20 protein-coding genes and 1 pseudogene are annotated in these 22,268 nt (G+C 68.0%); 12 read left to right on the top strand and 9 right to left on the bottom strand.

The genetic code is table 11. The features are described 5' to 3' along the window. Nucleotides 1–46: 46 nt before the first annotated feature. The 4 genes from gcvT to H165_RS0110300 all read right to left on the bottom strand — a co-directional run bounded on the left by gcvT (nucleotide 47) and on the right by H165_RS0110300 (nucleotide 6,606). Nucleotides 47–1,168 (bottom strand): glycine cleavage system aminomethyltransferase GcvT, encoded by a 1,122-nt coding sequence (gene gcvT, locus H165_RS0110315; RefSeq protein WP_017938858.1) that lies wholly within the window; start codon nucleotides 1,166–1,168, stop codon nucleotides 47–49. A gap of 349 nt (nucleotides 1,169–1,517) precedes the next feature. After that, nucleotides 1,518–4,376 (bottom strand): aminomethyl-transferring glycine dehydrogenase, encoded by a 2,859-nt coding sequence (gene gcvP, locus H165_RS0110310; protein WP_017938857.1) that lies wholly within the window; start codon nucleotides 4,374–4,376, stop codon nucleotides 1,518–1,520. A 14-nt stretch (nucleotides 4,377–4,390) separates the two neighbouring features. Then, complete coding sequence (gene gcvH, locus H165_RS0110305) at nucleotides 4,391–4,768, bottom strand: glycine cleavage system protein GcvH (protein WP_017938856.1); 378 nt, start codon at nucleotides 4,766–4,768, stop codon at nucleotides 4,391–4,393. 287 nt (nucleotides 4,769–5,055) lie between these two features. Then, nucleotides 5,056–6,606, bottom strand: a complete 1,551-nt coding sequence (locus H165_RS0110300) for a sigma-54-dependent transcriptional regulator (protein WP_017938855.1) — start codon at nucleotides 6,604–6,606, stop codon at nucleotides 5,056–5,058. A gap of 189 nt (nucleotides 6,607–6,795) precedes the next feature. On the opposite strand from H165_RS0110300, the gene H165_RS20105 reads away from it, so the two are divergent. The 7 genes from H165_RS20105 to H165_RS0110265 all read left to right on the top strand — a co-directional run bounded on the left by H165_RS20105 (nucleotide 6,796) and on the right by H165_RS0110265 (nucleotide 12,217). Next, entirely contained in the window at nucleotides 6,796–6,918 is a 123-nt protein-coding gene (locus H165_RS20105; RefSeq protein ID WP_017938854.1) for a hypothetical protein, read from the top strand. A 139-nt stretch (nucleotides 6,919–7,057) separates the two neighbouring features. Then, the gene (locus H165_RS0110290) at nucleotides 7,058–7,573 is read left to right on the top strand and encodes a hypothetical protein (protein WP_017938853.1); all 516 of its coding nucleotides are present in this window, start codon (nucleotides 7,058–7,060) and stop codon (nucleotides 7,571–7,573) included. Nucleotides 7,574–7,914: 341 nt separating this feature from the next. Next, complete coding sequence (locus H165_RS0110285) at nucleotides 7,915–8,124, top strand: cold-shock protein (protein WP_017938852.1); 210 nt, start codon at nucleotides 7,915–7,917, stop codon at nucleotides 8,122–8,124. Nucleotides 8,125–8,218: 94 nt separating this feature from the next. Continuing rightward, nucleotides 8,219–8,410, top strand: coding sequence for a hypothetical protein (locus H165_RS0110280; RefSeq protein ID WP_017938851.1), 192 nt, complete (start codon nucleotides 8,219–8,221; stop codon nucleotides 8,408–8,410). 230 nt (nucleotides 8,411–8,640) lie between these two features. Beyond that, entirely contained in the window at nucleotides 8,641–10,827 is a 2,187-nt protein-coding gene (locus H165_RS0110275; RefSeq protein WP_017938850.1) for an LTA synthase family protein, read from the top strand. Between the two features lie 65 nt (nucleotides 10,828–10,892). Then, a complete protein-coding gene (locus H165_RS0110270; RefSeq protein WP_017938849.1) occupies nucleotides 10,893–11,879 on the top strand; it encodes a class I SAM-dependent methyltransferase in 987 nt (328 codons plus the stop codon). Beyond that, nucleotides 11,876–12,217 (top strand): FKBP-type peptidyl-prolyl cis-trans isomerase, encoded by a 342-nt coding sequence (locus H165_RS0110265; RefSeq protein ID WP_017938848.1) that lies wholly within the window; start codon nucleotides 11,876–11,878, stop codon nucleotides 12,215–12,217. Before H165_RS0110270 ends, H165_RS0110265 begins: the two co-directional genes overlap by 4 nt. Before the next feature lie 6 nt (nucleotides 12,218–12,223). Here H165_RS0110265 and H165_RS0110260 read toward each other — a convergent pair whose 3' ends face one another. Further along, nucleotides 12,224–13,360 (bottom strand): PQQ-dependent sugar dehydrogenase, encoded by a 1,137-nt coding sequence (locus H165_RS0110260; RefSeq protein WP_017938847.1) that lies wholly within the window; start codon nucleotides 13,358–13,360, stop codon nucleotides 12,224–12,226. 83 nt (nucleotides 13,361–13,443) lie between these two features. Between H165_RS0110260 and H165_RS19170 the strand changes: the two are divergent. Further along, nucleotides 13,444–13,748: pseudogene (locus tag H165_RS19170) on the top strand (SUMF1/EgtB/PvdO family nonheme iron enzyme); the annotation flags it as partial. Between the two features lie 168 nt (nucleotides 13,749–13,916). On the opposite strand, the gene H165_RS0110250 reads toward H165_RS19170, so the two are convergent. Then, nucleotides 13,917–15,242, bottom strand: a complete 1,326-nt coding sequence (locus tag H165_RS0110250) for a DEAD/DEAH box helicase (RefSeq protein WP_017938846.1) — start codon at nucleotides 15,240–15,242, stop codon at nucleotides 13,917–13,919. 257 nt (nucleotides 15,243–15,499) lie between these two features. On the opposite strand from H165_RS0110250, the gene H165_RS0110245 reads away from it, so the two are divergent. Next, a complete protein-coding gene (locus H165_RS0110245; RefSeq protein ID WP_017938845.1) occupies nucleotides 15,500–16,039 on the top strand; it encodes a dihydrofolate reductase family protein in 540 nt (179 codons plus the stop codon). Nucleotides 16,040–16,211: 172 nt separating this feature from the next. Here the strand turns inward: H165_RS0110245 and rarD are convergent, their stop codons facing one another. From rarD to H165_RS0110230, 3 genes are all read right to left on the bottom strand, one after another. Then, complete coding sequence (gene rarD / locus H165_RS0110240) at nucleotides 16,212–17,114, bottom strand: EamA family transporter RarD (RefSeq protein WP_026146534.1); 903 nt, start codon at nucleotides 17,112–17,114, stop codon at nucleotides 16,212–16,214. Between the two features lie 245 nt (nucleotides 17,115–17,359). After that, nucleotides 17,360–17,959, bottom strand: coding sequence for an FMN-dependent NADH-azoreductase (locus H165_RS0110235; RefSeq protein WP_017938843.1), 600 nt, complete (start codon nucleotides 17,957–17,959; stop codon nucleotides 17,360–17,362). Nucleotides 17,960–18,135: 176 nt separating this feature from the next. Continuing rightward, entirely contained in the window at nucleotides 18,136–18,462 is a 327-nt protein-coding gene (locus tag H165_RS0110230) for a hypothetical protein (RefSeq protein ID WP_017938842.1), read from the bottom strand. A gap of 51 nt (nucleotides 18,463–18,513) precedes the next feature. Here H165_RS0110230 and H165_RS0110225 point away from each other — a divergent pair, with 51 nt between their 5' ends. From H165_RS0110225 to H165_RS0110215, 3 genes are all read left to right on the top strand, one after another. Next, nucleotides 18,514–19,440: a PA3225 family LysR-type transcriptional regulator gene (locus H165_RS0110225; protein WP_017938841.1), complete on the top strand. Its 927-nt coding sequence runs from the start codon at nucleotides 18,514–18,516 to the stop codon at nucleotides 19,438–19,440. Between the two features lie 316 nt (nucleotides 19,441–19,756). Then, nucleotides 19,757–20,311 carry a peptidylprolyl isomerase A gene (locus tag H165_RS0110220; RefSeq protein ID WP_017938840.1) on the top strand — a complete coding sequence of 185 codons (555 nt, stop codon included), beginning with the start codon at nucleotides 19,757–19,759 and terminating at the stop codon, nucleotides 20,309–20,311. Between the two features lie 114 nt (nucleotides 20,312–20,425). Beyond that, a complete protein-coding gene (locus H165_RS0110215; RefSeq protein WP_017938839.1) occupies nucleotides 20,426–22,261 on the top strand; it encodes an ABC transporter ATP-binding protein in 1,836 nt (611 codons plus the stop codon). The last annotated feature ends 7 nt before the right edge of the window (nucleotides 22,262–22,268 follow it).

Below are 22,268 nucleotides of genomic sequence, written 5' to 3'. Positions count from 1 at the left end.
AGCCGCACCGGGCGGGCCACCCTGCCCGCCCGGCCAGCCCGGAGGCTCAGCCGCGGTAGTAGCGCTGCGGCACGAAGGGAGTCTTGGCGACCTTCATCGGCACGCGCTTGCCGCGCACCACGGCGAACACCTGGCTATCCAGAGCGCCGTAGGCGCTGGCCACGTAGCCCATGGCCACCGGCGCGCCCAGGCTGGGAGCGAAGCCACCACTGGTCACCCGGCCGATCAGCGCGCCCTCGGCATCGACGATCTCCGCCCCTTCGCGCACCGGCACGCGCTCCTGGGGCAGCAGGCCGACGCGCTTGCTGGCCACGCCGTCGCGCTGCTGGGCGAAGATCCGCTCGGCGCCGGGGAAGCCGCCGGCCCGGGCACCGTCGGCGCGGCGCGCCTTGGAGATGGCCCAGGCCAGGCTGGCCTCCACCGGGGTGATGGTGCTGTCCATGTCGTGACCGTACAGGCACAGACCGGCTTCCAGACGCAGCGAGTCACGGGCTCCCAGACCGATGGGCTGCACCTCGGGCTCGGCCAGCAGGGCACGGGCCAGCGCCTCGGCCTGCTCCACCGGCACGGAGATCTCGTAGCCGTCCTCGCCGGTGTAGCCGGAGCGGCTGACGTAGCATTCCACGCCGAGCAGCTCCAGGGTGGTGAACTGCATGAAGGTCAGCTGCTTCGCCTGCGGCGCCAGGCGGCCCAGCACCTCGGCGGCGGCCGGGCCCTGGAGGGCCAGCAGGGCACGGCTGTCGAACAGCGACTCCACCTCGCAGCGCTCGCCCAGGTGACGCCTGAGGTGCTCCAGGTCCTGCGCCTTGCAGGCTGCGTTGACCACCAGGAACAGGTGGTCGCCGGCGTTGGCCACCATCAGGTCGTCGAGGATACCGCCCTGCTCGTTGGTGAACAGCGCGTAGCGCTGCTGGCCGGCCGGCAGGTCGAGGATGTCCACCGGCACCAGGCTTTCCAGGGCCGCGGCGGCCGAAGCGCCGTGCAGGCGGATCTGGCCCATGTGGGAGACGTCGAACAGCCCGGCCTGGGCGCGGGTGTGCAGGTGCTCCTTGAGTACGCCGAGCGGGTACTGCACCGGCATCTCGTAGCCGGCGAACGGCACCATCTTGGCGCCCAGCTCCAGGTGCAGGGCATGCAGGGGCGTACGGGCCAGGGTTTCAGTGGTCATCGGGTTTCTCCTTGAGGGCCGCGCAGGCGGACCTTTCAGCATTCAATGGTGTTCACCGCCAGCCAGCGCGGGCGGTTTCCCGGGACTTGCGCCCATGTCCACGCCAGTCTGGCGCAGAGGCGGATCAGCCGGCCGGCGGCGCGCAGGGCCCAAGTGCGCGGGAAGCGCGTCACGCCGCCTCCCCCGCCTCCGGCACCAAGCCTGGGTAGAAGTGAAGCACCGCGAGAGTGACGCCCGCCGCGCCACTGGTCGGCGCACTCACCGGGACGGGGCCGAGGCCCGGACGGCTGGTGCCCGCCCACCTCGGCCCGGCAGCGCGCGGCCGGCCAGGCCAGCCGCGTGCTGCGCCTCAGGCGTCCTGGTAGTCCGCCACCGGCGGGCAGGCGCAGGCCAGATTGCGGTCTCCGTAGACGTTGTCCACGCGCCCCACCGGCGGCCAGTACTTGCCTTCCACCAGGCTGGGCAGCGGATAGACCGCCTGCTCGCGGCTGTACGGGTGGGTCCACTCGCCGGCCAGCTCCGCCGCGGTGTGCGGGGCGTTCTTCAGCGGGTTGTCGTCGCGGTCCAGCTCGCCGAGTTCCACCGCACGGATCTCCTCGCGGATGCGGATCATGGCGTCGCAGAAGCGGTCCAGCTCTTCCTTCGACTCGCTCTCGGTGGGCTCCACCATCAGGGTACCGGCCACCGGGAAGCTCATGGTCGGGGCATGGAAGCCGAAGTCGATCAGCCGCTTGGCCACGTCGTCCACGGTGATGCCGCTGGTTTCCTTGAGCGGGCGCAGGTCGAGGATGCACTCGTGGGCCACCAGGCCGTTCTCGCCGGTGTAGAGCACCGGGTAGTGCTCCTCCAGGCGGCGGGCGATGTAGTTGGCGTTGAGGATGGCCATCTGCGAGGCGCGCTTGAGGCCGATACCGCCCATCATGCGGATGTACATCCAGGTGATCGGCAGGATGCTGGCGCTGCCGAAAGGCGCCGCGCTCACCGCGCCTTCCTTGCGGGCCAGCCGGTCGTGGCCGGGCAGGAAGGGCGCCAGATGCGCCTTGACGCCGATCGGGCCGACGCCCGGGCCACCACCGCCGTGGGGGATGCAGAAGGTCTTGTGCAGGTTCAGGTGCGAGACGTCGCCACCGAACTTGCCGGGCGCGCAGAGGCCGACCATGGCGTTCATGTTGGCGCCGTCGATGTACACCTGGCCGCCGTTGTCGTGGATGATCTGGCAGATCTCGCGGATGCCCTCCTCGAACACGCCGTGGGTCGAGGGATAGGTGATCATCAGCGCCGCCAGGCGCTCGCGGTGCTCCTCGGCCTTGGCGCGCAGATCGGCGATGTCCACGTTGCCGCGGGCGTCGCAGGCGGTGACCACCACCCGCATACCGGCCATGCTGGCGGTGGCCGGGTTGGTGCCGTGGGCCGAGGACGGGATCAGGCAGACGTCGCGATGCCCCTCGCCGCGACTGGCGTGGTAGGCGCGGATCGCCAGGAGGCCGGCGTACTCGCCCTGGGAGCCGGCATTGGGCTGCAGGGACACGGCGTCATAGCCGGTGGCCGCGCAGAGCATGCGTTCCAACTCCTCGGTGAGCAGACGGTAGCCCTCGGCCTGCTCGGCCGGGGCGAAGGGGTGCAGGTTACCGAATTCCGGCCAGGTGATCGGGATCATCTCGCTGGCGGCATTCAGCTTCATGGTGCAGGAGCCCAGCGGGATCATGCTGCGGTCCAGGGCCAGATCCTTGTCGGCCAGGCGGCGCAGATAGCGCATCAGCTCGGTTTCCGAGTGATAGCGGTTGAACACCTCGTGGCGCAGGAAGGCGGACTGGCGCAGCAGGCCCTCAGGCAGGCGGTCGCTGCTGGCCGCGGCCAGGGCGGCGAAGTCCGGCAGCGTCTGGCCTTCGGCGGCGAACACCGCCCACAGGGCCTCGACCTCGGCCTGCTCGCAGGTCTCGTCGAGAGACAAGCCGACGCGCCCGGCGTCCAGCTCGCGCAGATTGATCCCGGCGGCCCGGGCGGCGGCGTGGATCTCGGCAGCCGGGCGCGCGGTGACGATGCTCAGGGTGTCGAAGAAGTGCTCCTGTTCCACCCGATGGCCCAGCTGGTTCAGCCCGGCGGCGAGGATGGCGGTCAGCCGGTGCACGCGGCGGGCGATGTCCTTCAGCCCCTGAGGACCGTGGTAGACGGCGTACATGCTGGCGATGTTGGCCAGCAGCACCTGGGCGGTGCAGATGTTGCTGGTGGCCTTCTCGCGGCGGATGTGCTGCTCGCGGGTCTGCATGGCCAGGCGCAGGGCCGGCTTGCCGAAACGGTCGATGGAGATGCCCACCAGACGTCCGGGCATGTCGCGCTTGAAGGCGTCGCGAGTGGCGAAGTAGGCAGCGTGCGGGCCGCCGAAGCCGAGCGGCACGCCGAAGCGCTGGGCGCTGCCGAACACCACGTCGGCGCCGAATTCGCCGGGCGGGGTCAGCAGGGTCAGGGCCAGCAGGTCGGCGGCCACCGCCACCAGGGTGTTGCTGGCATGGGCGCGCTCGATCAGCGCGCGTTGGTCGAGCACCGCGCCGGTGCTGGCCGGGTACTGCAGGAGCACGCCGAAGTAGGCGGAGAAGTCATCCAGGGCCGTCTCGTCGCCCACCACCACCTCGATGCCCAACGGCTGGGCACGGGTGCGCAGCACGTCGAGGGTCTGCGGGTGACAGCGCTCGGAGGCGAAGAACGCCTGGGCGCCCTTGTTCTTGGAGACACGCTTGCAGAAGGTCATGGCCTCGGCGGCGGCGGTCGCCTCGTCGAGCAGCGAGGCGTTGGCGATCTGCATGCCGGTGAGGTCGCTGATCAGGGTCTGGAAGTTCAACAGGGCCTCCAGGCGGCCCTGGGAGATTTCCGGCTGATAGGGGGTGTAGGCGGTGTACCAGGCCGGGTTCTCCAACAGGTTGCGAAGGATCGGCGCCGGGGTATGGCAGGGGTAGTAGCCCTGACCGATGTGGCTGCGGAACTGCTGGTTGCGCGCGGCGATGGCGCGCAGCTCGGCGAGCGCCTGGGCCTCGCTCTGCCCGGCGCTGGGCTCCAGCACACTGCTGCCCTTGATGCTCGCCGGGATGGCGCTGTCCATCAGGCTGTCCAGCGAGTCGTAGCCGACCAGCTCGAGCATGGCCCGGATGTCGGCCTCGCGGGGACCGATGTGGCGGTCGATGAATTCGTTCTCGGTGCTCAGACGAATGCTCATGGCGGCTCCAGGAATCAGGCGTGCTTGCTCAGGTAGGCTTGGTAACCGGCCTGGTCCATCAGGTTGGCGACGGCTGCGGGGTTGTCGACGCGGATGCGGAAGAACCAGCCCGCCTCGAGGGGCGACTGGTTGACTAGCTCGGGGCTGTCGACCAGCACCGGATTGACCGCGGTGACCTCGCCGACCAGCGGCATGGCGATGGTGCTGGCGGCCTTCACCGATTCCAGCACGGCGACCTCCACGCCCTCCTCGTAACGCCCCAGCTCCGGCAGCTGCACGTACACCACGTCACCCAGCGCCTCCTGGGCATAGTCGGTGACCCCGACGGTGAACTCGCCGTTGTCTTCCTGGCGCAGCCATTCGTGCTCAGAGGTGAAACGCAGGGTGCTCATGCTTACTCCTTAGGTTCGGGCGTCCCGGGCAACTGCCGCCGGGACCGGTTGGCTGGCCGACACTAGAGCAAGGGCGATGCCAATCTGCGGAAACCCTGCAAATTCAGGGGTCTTGGCGGAAGCGAGGCGTTCCCCGCGGAAAGCCACCGGAACGAAATCGTTCCACTAAATACGACATCCTTTGGCCTGGAAGCGACATGGACAGCGGCCATGCACCAGGATAGCGGACTGGAACGATTTCATTCCACTGGAAAGAAATCGTTCCGCCGCCCCCCCCCCAGACGAGGCTACTGCTGCGCGGCCCGCGGCCCGATGCCGTACTTGCGCAGGCGCTGGCCGATGGCGGTGTGCGAGGTGCGCAACCGGGCGGCCAACTGGCGGGTCGAGGGATAGAGGCTGTAGAGGCGCTCCAGCAGCGACTTCTCGAAGCTCTGCACGGCCTCCTCCAGGCTGGTGACCTGCAGGGCGTCGTCCTGCGGCTGGGCATCGGCCAGGGCGGTGCCGGCCAGCTCCAGGCTGTCGCAGTCGATCACCTCGCTCTCGCAGATGGCCGCGGCGCGGAAGATCACGTTCTGCAGCTGGCGCACGTTGCCTGCCCAGCGGTTGCCGAGCAGCAGCGGGTAAGTGGCCGGCGACAGGCGGCAGGGCGGGCGCTGGATCTGCGCGCAGGCCTGGCGCAGGAAGTGCTCGGCCAGGAGGATGATGTCCTGACCGCGCTCGCGCAGCGGCGGCACCGTCAGGTTGAGTACGTTGAGGCGGTAGTAGAGGTCCTCGCGGAAGGCGCCCTCGCCGACCATGCGCTCCAGGTCGCGGTGGGTGGCGCAGAGTACCCGCACGTCGACGCGCACCTCGCGGTCGCCGCCGATGCGCCGGAAGCAGCCGTCGCTGAGGAAGCGCAGCAGCTTGGCCTGCAGGTAGGGGGACATCTCCCCCACCTCGTCGAGGAACACCGTGCCGTGGTCGGCCAGCTCCAAGAGCCCCGGTTTGCCGCCACGCTGGGCGCCGGTGAAGGCCCCGGCGGCATAGCCGAACAGCTCGCTCTCGGCCAGGCTCTCCGGCAACGCCGCGCAGTTCAGGGCCAGGAAGGGCGCGTCGCGACGCGCGCTAAGGGCGTGGCAGGCACGCGCCACCAGCTCCTTGCCGGTGCCGGTCTCGCCCTGGATCAGCAGCGGCGCATCCAGACTGGCCACCTTGCGCAGGCGGATCTTCAACTGCTTGAGCACCGCCGAGCGGCCGAGCAGCGCGTCCAGGCCCTCGGCGTGGTCGTGGTGCAGAGAGGCCAGGTGCTCGCCGATGCGGCTCGGCGGGTAGAGGGTCAGCAGGCCGCCGGCCAGGTAGCTGGAGTCGGCGCCGCCGCTGATCGGCGTGGCGTCCAGCAGCAACGCCTGGCCCCTGAAGCTCACCTCGCACATCGGCAGGCGGAAGCCCTTGTCGATCAGCGTCTGCGCCAGCTGGGGGTCGTCGAACAGCTCGGACAGCGGCAAGCCAGCCGGCTCGCGGCCGTACAGCTCGATCAGCGTGGGGTTGGCCAGCAGCACCCGGCCGGCCGGATCCACCGCCAGCACCGGATCGCGCATCGCCGCCAGCAGGGCGTCCAGCTGCAGACGACGGCGCTGGCCGGGGAGGATGTCCACCAGTTCCACCGCCTGCACGCCGCGCACGTTCATCAGGGCGTCGTGCAGCTCGTCGAGTACCTCCTGGCTGAGGGTCGGCGCGTCGATGTAGACGTTTGGCGGGATCATCTCCACGGCGTCCAGGTTCAGGTTGCGCGCGCCGAGCAGGGCCAGGACCTCCTGGGTGATGCCGACGCGGTCGATGAAGGTGACGTGGATTCGCATGGAACAGCCCGCAGCCGAAGGAAGTGGATCCGCAGTGCATTATCCACGCCCCGGCCCTCCGACAGGAACCTCCGCTTCGCGCCGGCGGGACTATGCTTGATGACAGGTACAGGAACGGGCCACCCGGCCAAGGAGGTGGGGATGCCCGAAACGCAGCTTTCCCAACCCGTCAGGCTCCGGAGGTGAACCATGAAAGGCATGAACATCCGCAAGGAAGCCAAGAAGAAGGCGCAGAAATCCGCCCACGACAAGCGCCTGGCCAAGCGGGCCAAGAAATCCGGCACGACCCTGCTGGGCAGCCATTCCAGCTGATCTATCCTGGACATCATTGTTCCTTAGCCAGCACTCCCCCTCTCCCGTTGCGGGAGAGGGTCTTTTTTTAGCGACCACTCATTTTCCCCGCACCGGCTAGGCTGAGAAGGTCAGCCCTGCTGCTCGAGGAAGGATGCCCATGACCCGCCGGCTGCTGCTCGCCCTGCCCCTGCTGCTGTCCGCCTGCGCCAGCCCGCCGAGCTGCGACGACCGTCCCTACAGCGGCAGCGCCTGCCGGGAAGCCCGGCTGCTGCAGCAGAACGACATGCTGCAGGCCAAGCTGCTGATCGCCGCCGGCGATCCGGAGCACTACGAGCTGGCCGGCGCCCTGCTCAGGCGTGCCGCCGCCGGCGACCGTACCGGCGAGATGCCCTTCTACCAGGCGCTGCTGCTGATCCGCGAAGGCCCGCAGCTGGACGAGGTGCTCGCCCTCCTCGAGCAGGCCGCCACGCGCGGTCATCCCCACGCCATGGCGCTGCTCTACAAGATCTACGCCGAACCCTATCTGGTCGCCGAGGCCGACCCGATCCGCGCCCAGACCTATCGGGTACGCTATGGCGAGCTGGACGTGGCGAAGAGCGGTTATCCCTCCTTCGAGCAGGCCCTGCGGGTGGTCGACGGCCTGCTGGCCTCGCCCCCAGCCGAGACGCCCTGAGCGCCGCCAGCCCGCGCCATCTGGAGCCAGGGGGCGCCGCCATGCCGGCCTGGCTGATCGCCCTGGAACGCCAGTGGCACCGCCCGCGCCGCGCCATCTGAAGTCCCGCCGGGGCGTCTCGCCGGCCTTCGGCGGGGCACCGCCCGGCGGAAAAAGCAGAAAGTCCTAGGTTATTCGCCCGAGCAGGAGTATGGTGGCCTCACTGTGTTGCATGTGTCACCGCAAATCGCCTGCCTAGATCTTCGATCGAATCATTCCCGGTTTCTTTGCTCTTTGCGCCCAGTCGCGGCCTGGAAGGTCCAGAGTCGCGTTCACTTTTCTAAGGTTCAAGGAGTAATCCCATGTCCGATCGTCAGACTGGCACCGTCAAATGGTTCAACGATGAGAAAGGCTTCGGCTTCATCACCCCGGAAAGCGGTCCCGACCTGTTCGTCCACTACCGTTCGATCCAGAGTACCGGCTTCAAGACCCTGCAGGAAGGCCAGAAGGTCTCCTTCACCGCGGTGAAGGGCCAGAAAGGCATGCAGGCCGACGAGGTCCAGGTGATCTGATCACCTGCTACACCGAGAGAGCCGGCCACGCGCCGGCTTTTTCATTTCAGGGCCGCCCGTGCGGCTTCACGACTGGAAAGAGAGGATCAATGCCATGCGCATCCGCATCAAAGCGACCACCACCTCCAGCACCCCCAAACCTCCGCCGGCTACGAGCAGCCACGAAGCACTCGCCGCCCAGGTGGCCGCCTTCCTCAAGGCCGGCGGCGAGATCCAGGAGATTCCCCGCGGCGTGAGCGGCCAGAACCTGACGCCCAAGCGCCACATCAGCCTCGGCAAGAAGTGACCCAGCGGCCTCGTACCGGGCTTCGTGAACAAGCCCGGTGCCGCCCGCTCCGCACCATCCCGGCCCCTTGCGCCGCCGCCCCGCTCGACCTCCTTTCGCGCCCTTTCGGACGGATCCGCGGACAACGATCTGGCTCCCGGCAGGTCCATATTTCAGAATGATGACGAAGTCCTGACCGGATTCGTTCTTCTGCCGTGACCGAACCCGCCCCGAGGAGATCCCTGCCTTCCATGCCAAGCCGTTCCCCGCGCCAGTGGCTGTCCCTGCTGGCCCTCAGCTTCCTGTTCGTGCTGCTCCCGGCGTTCAGCCGCTACTGGCTGGACTGGTCGAACGGTTTCGGCTACCTCTCGGACGTGGCCATCGGCAGCTTGCTGCTGGTGCTGGTGTACGGCCGTCCGCTGTGGCTCGGCCTGCCCGTGATGCTGCTGTGGAGCCTGTTCCTGCTCGGCAACGCGGAGCTGGTCAGCGCAGTGGGGCGCATGCCCGAGCTCAGTGACCTCGAGTACCTGGTCGACGCACAGTTCCTGCGCAATTCCACCCACGGCGGCGGTCTCGCCCACCCCGGCCTGGCCCTGGCCCTCGGCCTCGGCGTGCTGGCCGCCGCGCTGCTTGCCCGGCGGGCCGCGCCGCTGCACCGGGTCTGGCTGCTGCTGCCCGGCGTGCTGCTCGCCGCGCATGCCGGCGGCCAGATCTGGCACCCCAGCGAGGCCGCCCAGTGGCAACTGTTCAACCTGCCCCACAAGCTGCTCGCCGAAGGACTGAGCGGCGCCCAGTTGGCCATCGAGGAACGCCTCGCCGCCGGCGTGCCGGAAACCCCGCCGGACATCACCGGGCTGACCCGTCTGGATCTCGACGGCGAGCGTCTGCTACCGCCCGGACGGGCACGCAACGTGCTGATCGTCACCCTGGAAGGCATCCCCGGCGCCTACATCGCCGCCAACCGCGCAGCCATCGGCAGTAGCTACCGGGAGGACCTGATGCCGCGCCTGAGCCGCTGGGCGGAGCGGGCCATGAGCACCCCGGACTACGTGCTGCACGCCCATCAGACCATCCGCGGCCTCTACGCGATGCTCTGCGGCGACTACGACAAGCTCGACAGCGGCACCCCCAAGGGTCTGGAGCTGCTCAACCACGAGCTGCGCAACCGCGAGTGCCTGCCCGCCCAGCTGCGCGAACAGGGCTTCACCACCCACTTCCTACAGGGCGCCGGGCTGCGCTTCATGGCCAAGGACCGGATCATGCCGCACATCGGCTTCGACAAGACCCTCGGCCGCGACTGGTTCCGCAACCAGCCCTACCTAGAATTTCCCTGGGGCATGGACGACAAGGCCTACTTCGAGGGCGCCCTCGACTACATCCGCCAGCTGCGCCGCCAGGACAAGCCGTGGATGCTCACCCTGCTCACCGTCGGCACCCACCAGCCCTACTCCGCGCCGGACGAGTACCTGGCCCGCTACCCGGGCGCCAAGCAGGCGGCCATCGGCTACCTGGACGACGCTGTGGGCGACTTCCTCGACGCTCTGGAACGTCTCGGCGTACTCGAGGACACCCTGGTGATCGTCACCTCCGACGAGTCCCACGGCCTGGAGAACGTGCGCCTGGCCTCGGCCTGGGGCTTCAACCTGGTGCTGGCCCCCGAGCAGGAGCACCTGCCGGCGCTGAAGTCGGGTACTTACGGGCACGTCGACCTGAGCGCCTCGGTGCTCGACTACTTCGGCTTTGCCGTGCCGGCCAGCCTCGCCGGCCGCTCGCTGTTCCGCGACTACTCCCACGTCCGGCAGATCATCTCCTACACCAACGGCCTGCTGCGTCTGCACGACGGCCGTACCCTGGTGGAATGCGACTTCCAGCAGATCTGCCGGCGCTACGCCAGCGAGCGCTTCATCGCCGAGCAGGTCCGCTACCTGGGGCGCTTCCGCGGCCGCGAGGCGCGCCTGGTCAGCCAGAGCGCCGCGCTGCTCGACCAGTCCCTGAGCAACGGCCAGACCGGCCAGCGCTACCGCTTCGCCGACCGCGAGCGCATCCGCCTGCGCGACAGCTTCGGCAACGACTGGGCCGACAACCTGATCGGCGCCCAGTACCTGGAGCTGCCGCAGGGCACCCACACCCGGGTGTCGCTCAAGGTACGCGGCGTGCAGCTCGGCAAGGACGGCGCCACCCTGCTGCTGAAGACCAAGGAATACGACCGCGATGTCGAGGCACTGGTCCCCGAGCTGCCGCACCTGGCCCCCGGCAAGACCCTGGAACTGGAGTTCGGCTTCGATAACCTGCAGACCCGCAAGGCCTTCTCCTTCCACCTGCTCGGCCAGGGCCAGGGGACCATCGAGATCCTCGACTTCAGCGTGATCACCGAGCCTCTGCTGGCCGACCAGAGCCTCAGCCTCGACCCCGCCGAGGAGAGTGCCCTGCTCCACTAACCCGCGTGGCGGCGGCTCCGGCCCTTCCGCTACAATCCGCCGCCCGTTCTCACGAACCTTCCGCCATGACGCCCGACGCCATCGGTGAGCTGCGCCAGCACCTGCTCGCCGCCCTGGACACCGCCCCCGACGAGGCCCGCCGCCTGTTCCACGGCCGCGGTCGGCGCTGGCCGGGACTCGAACAGATCACCGCCGACTGGCTGCAGGGCCTGCTTCTGGTCAGCCTGTTCCGCGCCCCGGATGCAGCAGCGCTCGACGCCCTCCGCACGATGCTCACCGGGCTGGCCGCCGAACCCGCTTGGCAGCGCAAGACACCCCGCGCCCTGGTGCTGCAGCACCGCTACCTGGCGGACAGTCCCGTCGAGTTCCTGCTCGGCGAGCCGCTGGCGGAATGGCTGGTCAGCGAGGACGGCCTGCGCTTCCGACTGGACATCGGCCGCAAGCAGAACTGCGGGCTGTTCCTCGACATGCGTTACGGCCGCCGCTGGGTGCGCCAGCAGGCCGCCGGCCAGCGGGTGCTCAACCTGTTCGCCTACACCTGCGGCTTCTCGGTGGCAGCCATCGCCGGCGGCGCCTCCCAGGTGGTCAACCTGGACATGGCCGGCGCTGCCTTGGCCCGCGGTCGGGACAACCACCGGCTGAACGGCCAGTCCGTGGAGCGGGTGACGTTCCTCGCCCACGAACTGTTCAGGTCCTGGGGCAAGGTGCGCAAGCACGCCCCCTACGACCTAGTGATCATCGATCCGCCGTCCTTCCAGAAGGGCAGCTTCGTGCTCGGCCGCGACTACCGGAAGATCCTCCGCCGCCTGCCCGAGCTGCTCGCCGAGCACGGCCAGGTGCTGGCCTGCGTCAACGATCCGGCCGTCGGCCCCGGCTTCCTGATCGACGCCATGGCCGAGGAGGCTCCGGCCCTGCACTTCGTCGAGCGCCTGGACAATCCGCCGGAATTTGCCGACGCGGATCCGGACGCCAGCCTCAAGGCTCTGGTCTTCCGCACAGGCGCCGCCCGGACAAAGGCGGCTTTCCCCTCCCCCAACGAGAAGCAAGCATGAGCGACGAACTACGCATCGAGGACCTTCGCCTCGGCGATGGCAAGGAGGTGGTCAAGGGTGCCCTGATCACCACCCAGTACGACGGCTACCTGGAGGACGGCACCAAGTTCGACTCCTCCTACGACCGCGGCAAACCCTTCCAGTGCGTGATCGGCACCGGCCGGGTGATCAAGGGCTGGGATCTCGGCCTGATGGGCATGAAGGTCGGCGGCAAGCGCAAGCTGTTCGTCCCGGCCCACCTGGCCTACGGCGAGCGGCAGATTGGCGCGCACATCAAGCCGAACTCCAACCTAATCTTCGAGATCGAGCTGCTCGAAGTGCTGACCCGCGATGACTGACCTCCCTCACTCCGTCTTCAGGCCGACCCGCAGCAGGCGCCCGGCAGGCTCGTCGGTGAGCAGGTAGAGGTAGCCGTCCGGCCCCTGGCGCACGTCACGGATACGTGCGTTCAGCTCCGTGAGCAGGCGCTCCTCGTGCACCACCCGGTTGCCGTCCAGCTGCAAGCGGATCAATTGCTGCTGGGCCAGGGCGCCGATGAACAGGTTGTGCCGCCAGGCCGGGAAGCGCTCGGCATCGTAAAAGGCCATGCCGCTGATCGCCGGCGACTTCTCCCAGACGTACAAGGGTGGCTCGGTACCCGGGACCGTCCTGCCCCTGGCCTCGGGGATCGGCAACAGGGTGTAGTTGATGCCGTGGGTTGCCAGTGGCCAGCCGTAGTTCCTACCGGCCCGGGGGATGTTGATCTCGTCGCCGCCGCGCGGGCCGTGCTCGTGGGTCCAGAGCTCCCCGGTCCAGGGGTTGAGGGCCGCGCCCTGCTGGTTGCGGTGGCCGTAGGACCAGATTTCCGGACGCGCCCCGGGCCGTCCGACGAAGGGGTTATCCTCCGGCACCCGGCCATCGGGATGCAGGCGCACCACTTTGCCCTGCAGCTTGTCCAAATCCTGGGCGGTGGGGCGCTGGTTGTTCTCACCGAGGGCGACGAACAAGTATCCGGCGCGGTCGAACACCAGCCGCGAGCCGAAGTGGATGCCGGTGGACAGCTTGGGCTCCTGGCGGAAGATCACCTGAAAGTCATCCAGACGGCTGGCGTCTTCGGCCAGCCGGCCACGCCCCACGGCGGTGCCAGCCCGGTCGCCCTCGCCACCACCCTCGGCGTAGGACAGGTAGACCAGACGGTCCTCGGCGAAGCCTGGCGACAGCGCCACGTCGAGCAGCCCACCCTGGCCGTGGGCGTAGACCTCCGGCACCCCGCCCAGCGGCGGCGACGAGCGGCCGTCGGCCGTCACCACGCGCAGGCGTCCCGGGCGCTCGCTGACCAGCATCCCCCCGTCGGGCAGGAAGGCCAGCGCCCAGGGATGTTCCAGCCCAGCCGCCAGCACTTCGGTGGTCAGCGTGCCCAACGCGCTCGGATAGTCCTCGGCCGCCGCCTGCGGGCTTCCGCCCAGCACGGCCAGCAGCCCCAGCCAGATGAATCGGCTCATCGTCCTCCCTCCCGGTGCGGTCGTTCGGCCTGGATTGATGCTGCAACAGCCTAGCAGGCGGCCCTCCCTCTGATGGATGGCGCGCCGCCGGAGAGCCGCTCGCCGGCAACTTCCTGGACAGCGACTACCTGCAGCCGGTGGCCTGCTGCGCCGCGGATACGGGACCGCCGCAGCTGTTCAGCGACGTTTGGGAATGGACCGCCAGCGCCTACCCCGGCTTCCGCCCGCTGCCGGGCAGCCTGGGCGAGTACAACGGCAGGTTCATATGCGGACAGAGGGTGCTGCGCGGCGGCTGTTGCGCCACCCCGGCGGGGCACGGTGCGCCAGCTACCGCAACTTCTTCTACCCGCACCAGCGCTGGCCGTTCACCGGCCTGCGCCTGGTCCGGGAGGCCTGGGGATGCCGGCAGCCGCTGGCCTTCTTCCCCGACTCGAGTATCGGCAACCTCACCCCGCTAGAGGTGATGGCGCTGCTCGCCAACCTGCACCACTGGCCGTGCGCGCTGGCTTCCGGCTGCTGACGCACTGGCAGGCCGCCTCCGCGGCCCGGCATGCGCCTACTCGCCGGCCGGCTTGCGGCGTCTGAGCGGCGCCAGGCCGTCCTGGCTGACCAGCGGGCTGCCCTCCACCTTCGGCCGCGGTCCGGCCTTGCGCTTGGCCGGGACCTTCTTGGCGGCCCCCTTCTTGTCGGCCTTTTTCTTCTTGCTGCCGGCCGCCTTGCCGGAGGCCTTGAGCTTCTTCGGGCCCTGGTAGCTGCCCTTCAGCTCCTTGATGACGCGCCGCTCGAACTGTTGCTTGAGGTAGCGCTCGATGCTCGACATCAGGTTCCAGTCATAGTGGCAGATCAGCGACACCGCCAGCCCCTCGCTGCCGGCCCGGCCGGTGCGGCCGATGCGGTGCACGTACTCGTCGCCGCTGCGCGGCATGTCGAAGTTGACCACCAGATCCAGGCCCCCGACGTCCAGGCCGCGCGCCGCCACGTCGGTGGCCACCAGCACCCGGGCGCCGCCGTGGCGCAGGCGCTCCATGGCCAGTTTGCGCTCCTTCTGGTCCTTCTCGCCGTGCAACACGAAAGCCTTGACGCCACGGGCCACCAGATGGCCGTAGAGGCGGTCGGCGGCAGCCCGGGTGTTGGTGAAGACGATGGCCTTGTCGTACGACTCGTGCTCCAGCAGCCAGTTGACCAGGCGTTCCTTGTGGGCCTCGTCGTCGGCGGTGATGATCTGCTGGCGGACGTTCTCGTTGAGTTCGCCGACCGTGTTGAGGCGCAGGTGCAGCGGATCCCGGAGCACCTCGGCGATCACCCCGCGCAACGCGTTGCCGCCGCTGGTGGCGGAGAACAGCAATGTCTGTCGCGGAGCGCTGCAGGCCGCGGCCAGGCGCCTGACGTCGTCGGCGAAGCCCATGTCGAGCATGCGGTCGGCCTCGTCCAGCACCAGCACCTGGATCGCCTCCAGCAGCAGGTTGCCGGCCTCCAGGTGCTCGAGCAGCCGGCCCGGGGTACCGATCAGCACGTCCGGTTCCTTGCGCAGCAGCGCGGCCTGGACCTTGAAGTCCTCGCCGCCGGTGATCAGCCCGGCCTTGAGGAAGGTGTACTGGGCGAAGGCCTCCACCTGCTTGAGGGTCTGCTGCGCCAGTTCGCGGGTTGGCAGCAGGATCAGCGCACGGGTGCGCACCTTCGGGCGCTCCTCGCCGAGCAGGCGATGCAGCAGCGGCAGCACGAAGGCGGCGGTCTTGCCGCTACCGGTCCGGGCGATCACCCGCAGGTCCCGTCCCTCCAATGCCGGAGGAATGGCCGCCGCCTGCACGGGAGTAGGCTCGGCGAAGTTCAGCTCGGCCACGGCCTTGAGCAGACGTTCATGCAGGGCGAATTGGTCAAACACGGACACCTCGGAACGATGGATTCACAACGAAAGGACCGCATAGGTTACCGGTTGTCGGTAGAAAACTCTGCACCTCCCGCACGCTCACGGAAATGCCAGACAGATCACAATTCCAACGTTTCCCGGCCAACTCCGGATCATTCGCGGCAAGGTGCTGGTCTTGCGCAGAAACTTTCTGGAAAAATCGCAGTCGAACGAAGTTGACGGTAGACCAGCCGTCGACATGGCGAAGGGGCCCTTGTTCCGGAGATGCCAGTATGAAACCAGCCCTGATCTACTACGTCACGGCCAGCCTGGATGGTTACATCGCGCGCCCCGACGGCCGCGTCGATTGGCTGCAGCCGATCGAAGAGGCCGGCGAGGACCATGGCTATCACCAGTTCTACGAGGGTGTCGACGCCTTGCTGATGGGCCGGGTGACCTACGAGAACATCCTCAAGTACGCCGACAAGTGGCCCTATCCCGGCAAGACCTGCATCGTGCTGACGCGCAACGCCCTGCCGGCGGCCGATCCGGACGTGCACATCTGTCACTGGACCCCGGCCGAAGCTCTCGACAGGCTGGGCAAGCTGGGTTGCAAGCGGGTCTGGCTGGTTGGCGGCGGCTCCCTGGCGGGCACCTGCTACGCGGCTGGCCTGCTCGACGAGCTGGTGGTCAGCGTGGTGCCGCACATGCTCGGCGCCGGCATCAAGATGTTCGCCACCGGCCTGGAACGCGGCCTGACCCTGCAGACCCAGCGCAACTTCCCCTCCGGCGTGGTCCAGCTCCACTACCAGGTACAGAGAGAAGCCGCTTGACCCTAGCGCCGCCGCCCGCCTGCTCGACGACCGACAGCGCCTGCTGCTGGTCCGCAAGCGCAACACCCGGAAGTTCATGCCCCCCCCGGCGGCAAGCGCGAAGGCAACGAGGCGCCGCTCTGTGTGCTGCGCCACGAACTCGACGACGAACTGAAGCTGGAGCTGCCGGCACTCAGTGCTGGCGGCTGGCCCGCGCCTGCCGGTGCAGCACTCGGGCACTGTCGAAGCCGGTGAGCAGGATCGCCAGCCAGATTGGTCCGTAGGTCCAAAGCTCCGCCGCGCTGAAGGCCTCGCCGAGCAGCAGCACGGCGACCCCAAACAGCAGCACCGGCTCCACGTAGCTGAGAATCCCGAACAGCCCCATCGGCAGCAGCCGGCTGGAGGCCATCATCGCCGCGAAGGCCAGGGTGCCGAGCAGCCCCATGCCCGGCAGCAGCCACCACAGCTGCGGCTGCTCGGCGAAAGCGCCCGGCGGCGAATGGCGGACCACCAGCCAGATCGCCAGCGGCGCCAGCACCAGCATTTCCAGGACGAAGCCGGACAGCGCGTCCACGCGCATCCAACGACGCAGCATCAGGTAGGGCGGATAGCCCAGGGCGGTGACCAGGGTCAGCCAGGAGAAGGCGCCGGTGGCCCATAGCTCGTGCAGCACGCCGACCAGCGCCAGGGCCACGGCGATGCCCTGTAGAGGGCGCAGGCGCTCGTCGTAGAACAGCCGCCCGACCACCACCAGGACCAACGGCAGCAGAAAGTAGCCCAGCGATACCTCGAGCATCCGCCCCACCAGCGGCGCCCAAAGGAACAGCCCCCACTGCAGGCCGATCAGCAGTGCCGACAGCGGTAGCGCCGCAAGCAACAGCGGCTCGCGGCGCAGGCGGCCGAGCACGTCCATCAGCACCGGCCACTGGCGGAACGTCAGGACCAGCAGCAGCACCATGGGAATCGACCAGAGCACCCGCTGGGCGAGCACCTGCACACCGTCCAACGGCGCCAGCGCGCGCACGTAACCGGGCATCAGGGCGAACAGCACGGACGCCGTCAGGGACAGCAGCACACCACGGCCGGACAGTCTCATGAGCGGCCACCGCGGCAGAGAGGCAGGCAGGAAACGAACATCGGGGCCTCCGCAAAAGGCTCACGACATTACCCGAGGGCACAACGAAACCCAAGCGTCCGAAGGGCACGCAGTCGCCGGCAGGCAAGTCGGTGGCGCCCAGCGCACGCCCACAAAAAATCCGGACAACCCGGGGGAGCAGGTCGTCCGGAGATTGCGCCCAGGAGCCGAGGGCGCAAAGGAGGTCGTGGCAGGGAAATCCCGAATCAGGCCACTTCGGCGAGACGCTCGCGAGCCTGGCTGAGCCCCTTGGCGGAGAACTCGGCGCCCATGTTCAGGCCCTCGGCATGAATGAAGGTGACGTCATGGATGCCGATGAAGGCCAGCGCCTGACGCAGGTAGGGCTCCTGATGATCCAGCGCGGTACCGGAGTAGATGCCGCCGCGGGCGGTCAGCACGTAGGCGCGCTTGCCAGAGAGCAGGCCCTGGGGACCGGCCTCGGTGTACTTGAAGGTCACTCCGGCGCGCAGCACGTGATCCAGCCAGGCCTTCAGGGTGCTAGGGATGGCGAAGTTGTACATGGGCGCGGCCAGCACCAGCACGTCGGCGTCCAGCAGTTCCTGGATCAGCTCGTTGGAGCGGGCCAGGGCGGCCTGCTCCGCGGCGCTCTGCTGCTCGGCCGGTTTCATCCAGCCGCCCAGCAGGGTCTCGTCGAGGTGCGGCACCGGCGACTTGGCCAGGTCACGGATGGTGATGCTGTCCGCAGGGTGGGTGGCGCGCCACTTGGCGAGGAAATCCTCGGTGAGCTGACGGGAGACGGAACCTTCCTGGCGGGCGCTGCTTTCGATGACTAGAAGTTTGGACATGATGCTGACTCCATCGACGAGAGGTGGTTGCGATTCGATGGATTCAGGTTATGGATGTTGAGATCGATAAAAAAGCAGAAAAATTCGCTCCAACCAATCTATAAAATTGATTTATGCATGAGAGCGAATTAGGCTCAGAAGCAGTCCCGTCTGCGCCGCGCCGCCTGGGGCAGCCGTCAGTCCAGCGGCTCGCAGGTGAGCTTGATGCGCAGGCGGAGGATGCCGCTGTTGAACTTGCCGGTGACCGCCGAATTGTCACCTGGCTCCAAGGTGATCCTGCGCGTCCGCGGCATTTCCGGGCCGTTGCGGAACACTGCGGTGCAGCGTGCGCGGGTCTCCCCGTAGTTGTAGAGGTTGACCGCGCCCAGGTTGTAGTCGAGGGCCATGGGCGACGCGGAAATCTCCGCACCGTTGAGCTGCTTCTCCAGCTCGATGGGATAGGTGGCAGCCAGCGCGGCGAGGGGCAGCAGGGCGAACACGGCACAGCAGAGTTCTTTCTTCATGGGACGAGTTTCTCCAGGTGGAGAAGCAGCGTAGGACAAGAGGAGATCTAGATGAAAGCGCCCCGCGTGACCCTGGATCAATGGCGTACCCTGCAGGCTGTGGTCGATCACGGCGGTTTCGCCCAGGCCGCCGAGGTCCTGCACCGTTCGCAGTCGTCGATCAGTTACACGGTGGCGCGCATGCAGGAGCAGCTCGGCGTGCCACTGCTGCGCATCGACGGCCGCAAGGCGGTGCTCACCGAGGCCGGCGCCGTGCTGCTGCGCCGCTCGCGTCAGTTGGTTAAGCAGGCCAGCCAGCTGGAGGAACTGGCCCACCACATGGAACAGGGCTGGGAGGCCGAGGTGCGCCTGGTGGTGGACGCCGCCTACCCCGTCGCCCGTCTGGTACGCGCGCTCAGCGCCTTCATGCCGCAGAGCCGCGGCTGCCGGGTGCGGCTCTGCGAGGAGGTGCTCTCCGGGGTGGAGGAAATGCTCCTTGATGGCAGCGCCGACCTGGCGATCAGCGGCCTCGACATCAACGGCTACCTGGGCGATCAACTGAGCGCCGTGGAGTTCGTCGCCGTCGCCCATCCCCAGCATCCGCTGCATCAGCTGCAGCGTGAACTCAGCTTCCAGGACCTGGAGGGTCACCTGCAGGTGGTGATCCGCGACTCCGGACGTACTAAGCCGCGCGACGTCGGCTGGCTCGGCGCCGAGCAGCGCTGGACGGTCGGCAGCCTGCCCACCGCCGCCACCTTCGTCAGCAGCGGCCTAGGCTTCGCCTGGCTACCACGTCATCTGATCGAGCACGAGCTGCACTGCGGCCTGCTCAGACCCCTACCGCTGGCCCAGGGCGGCAGCCGCCATCCGCACTTCTACCTGTACTCGAACAAGGAAAAGACCCTGGGACCGGCGACGCAGATCCTCGTCGACCTGATCAAGTCCTACGACCGCGCCCCCCTGGACGCGCCCTTCGCCGCCCCGCTGGTGGCCAACTGAGCCCGCGAGACCAGCCCATGTCTACTTCACCCACCGCGGCTGCCAGCCTGGACGCGATCATCGACCGGGGTCCACGGGAACGCCTGGCGCGCCTCTCCTGTCCTACCCTGGCGGTCAGCGGCGACCGGGACTCCTCCTTAGTTGCGCACAAGGCCACCTATGTGAAGGAATTGCCCAGGCGCGCGTCTGGTGGTGATCGAGGACTCGCGCCATGCTACCCCGCTGGACCAGCCAGAACGCTTCAACACCACCCTGCTCGACTTCCTCGCCGAGGTTCGAGCATTCCAGCCAAACCTGAAAACAAAAGAGCCCAACGATGCTGAAGAAACTGCTGCTTTCCGCCTGTTCCCTGCTGTTCGCCTGCCAGCTGCTGGCCGCCGACAACCCCCGCGTCCTGTTCGCCACCACGCTCGGCGAGATCGAGGTGGAGCTGGCCGCCGACAAGGCACCGGTCACCGTGAAGAACTTCCTCGAATACGTGGACAGCGGCTTCTACGACAACACCATCTTCCACCGGGTGATTCCCGGCTTCATGATCCAGGGCGGCGGCTTCACCGAGAACATGACCCAGAAGGCCACACGCGAACCGATCAAGAACGAGGCCGACAACGGCCTGCACAACGTGCGCGGCACCCTGGCCATGGCCCGGACCTCGGAGGTGAACTCGGCGACCAGCCAGTTCTTCATCAACCAGAAGGACAACGATTTCCTTGATCACGGCGTGCGTGACTTCGGCTACGCAGTGTTCGGCAAGGTGGTGCGCGGCATGGATGTGGTCGACCGCATCGCCCAGAGCCCGACCACCATGCGGGCCGGCATGCGCGACGTACCCGCTGAAGCAATAGTGATCCTTTCGGCCAAGCGGCTGTGAAGGAACGCCCGCGGGTGCGGCCCAGCCGCCCCGCGGCACGGGCAGCGACGGGGCTAGCTGACGGCCCGCCCGCTGCGCCGACAGGCACGGCAGTACTTTGAGGGATGCGTGACCATGATCTACCGCTACTTCGAACGCCTCATCGACTACTTCCGTACCGACTCCGGCGACATGCCCCCGCCCAGCGTGGGCCGCTTCTACCTGCATTACCTGCGCCAGGTCTGGCCGAGCCTCACCGCCCTGCTGCTGGTCGGCCTGGTCGTGGCGCTGATCGAGGTGGCCCTGTTCAGCTTCCTCGGCCAACTGATCGACCTGGCCCAGTCCAGCTCCAGCCCCGGCGAATTCTTCCGCGAACACCAAGGTACCCTGCTGTGGATGGCCGTGGTCGCGCTGCTGCTGCGCCCGCTGTTCAACGGCGTGCACGACCTGCTGGTGCACCAGACCATCAGCCCCGGACTGTCCACACTAGTGCGCTGGCAGAACCACAGCTACGTGCTGCGCCAGAGTCTGGGCTTCTTCCAGAACGACTTCGCCGGGCGCATCGCCCAGCGCATCATGCAGACCGGTAACGCTCTACGCGACTCGGCGCTGCAGGCCATCGACTCGCTGTGGCACGTGATCGTCTACGTGGTCAGCAGCCTGGTGCTGTTCGCCGAGGCCGACTGGCGGCTGACGCTGCCGCTGCTGCTCTGGGTGATCGGCTACGGCCTGGCCCTGTCCTGGTTCGTACCGCGAGTCAAGCAGCGCTCGGTAGTGGCCTCCGAGGCGCGCTCCAAGCTGATGGGGCGGATCGTCGACGGCTACACCAACATCGCCACCCTCAAGCTGTTCGCCCACACCCAGCATGAGCAGGGTTACGCCCGCGAGGCGCTGCAGGAACAGACCGAGAAGACCCAGCATGTCGGCCGGGTGATCACCGCCATGGACTGCACCATCACCGCCCTGAACGGTGTACTGATCGCCGCCACCAGCGGCCTCGCCCTGTGGCTGTGGAGCCGCGGGCTGATCAGCATCGGCGCCATCGCCCTGGCCACCAGCCTGGTAATCCGCATCAACGGCATGGCCGAATGGATCATGTGGGTGGTCAACGGCATCTTCGAGAACATCGGTACCGTGCAGGACGGCCTGCGCACCATCGCCCAGCCGCATAGCGTGCAGGATCGTACCGGCGCCCCGCCGCTGCGGGTGAGCCGCGGTGAGGTGCGCTTCGAGAACGTGCACTTCCACTATGGCAAGGGCAGCGGAGTGATCGAGGGGCTCAACCTGCACATCCGCCCCGGCGAGAAGATCGGCCTGATCGGCCCGTCCGGCGCCGGCAAGTCGACACTGGTCAACCTGCTGCTGCGTCTCTACGACCTGGAGGGCGGGCGCATTCTGATCGACGGCCAGGACATCGCCCTGGTGACCCAGGAAAGCCTGCGCGCGCAGATCGGCATGGTCACCCAGGACACCTCGCTGCTGCACCGTTCGATCCGAGACAACCTGCTCTACGGCAAACCCGACGCCTCCGAGGAGGAGCTCTGGGAGGCGGCCCGCAAGGCCCGCGCCGACAGCTTCATACCCTACCTGGTCGACTCCGAGGGGCGGCGCGGCCTGGATGCGCGGGTCGGCGAACGCGGCATCAAGCTCTCCGGCGGCCAGCGCCAGCGCATCGCCATCGCTCGGGTGCTGCTGAAGAACGCGCCCATCCTGATCCTCGACGAGGCCACCTCGGCGCTCGACTCCGAGGTCGAGGCGGCCATCCAGGAGAGCCTGGAAACCCTGATGCAGGGCAAGACGGTGATTGCCATCGCCCACCGGCTGTCCACCATCGCGCGCATGGACCGGCTGGTGGTGCTGGATCAGGGACGCATCGTGGAAACCGGCAGCCACGCCGAGCTGCTGGACAAGGGCGGCCTCTACGCGCGCCTCTGGCAGCACCAGACCGGTGGTTTCGTCGGCGTGGACTGACCCGGAA

Origin of the sequence: Pseudomonas thermotolerans DSM 14292 (assembly GCF_000364625.1) — a bacterium.
Classification (GTDB): Bacteria; Pseudomonadota; Gammaproteobacteria; order Pseudomonadales; family Pseudomonadaceae; genus Aquipseudomonas; species Aquipseudomonas thermotolerans.
The sequence above is the reverse complement of the archived record's forward strand: the minus strand, read 5'-3'. Positions and strand labels throughout refer to the sequence as shown.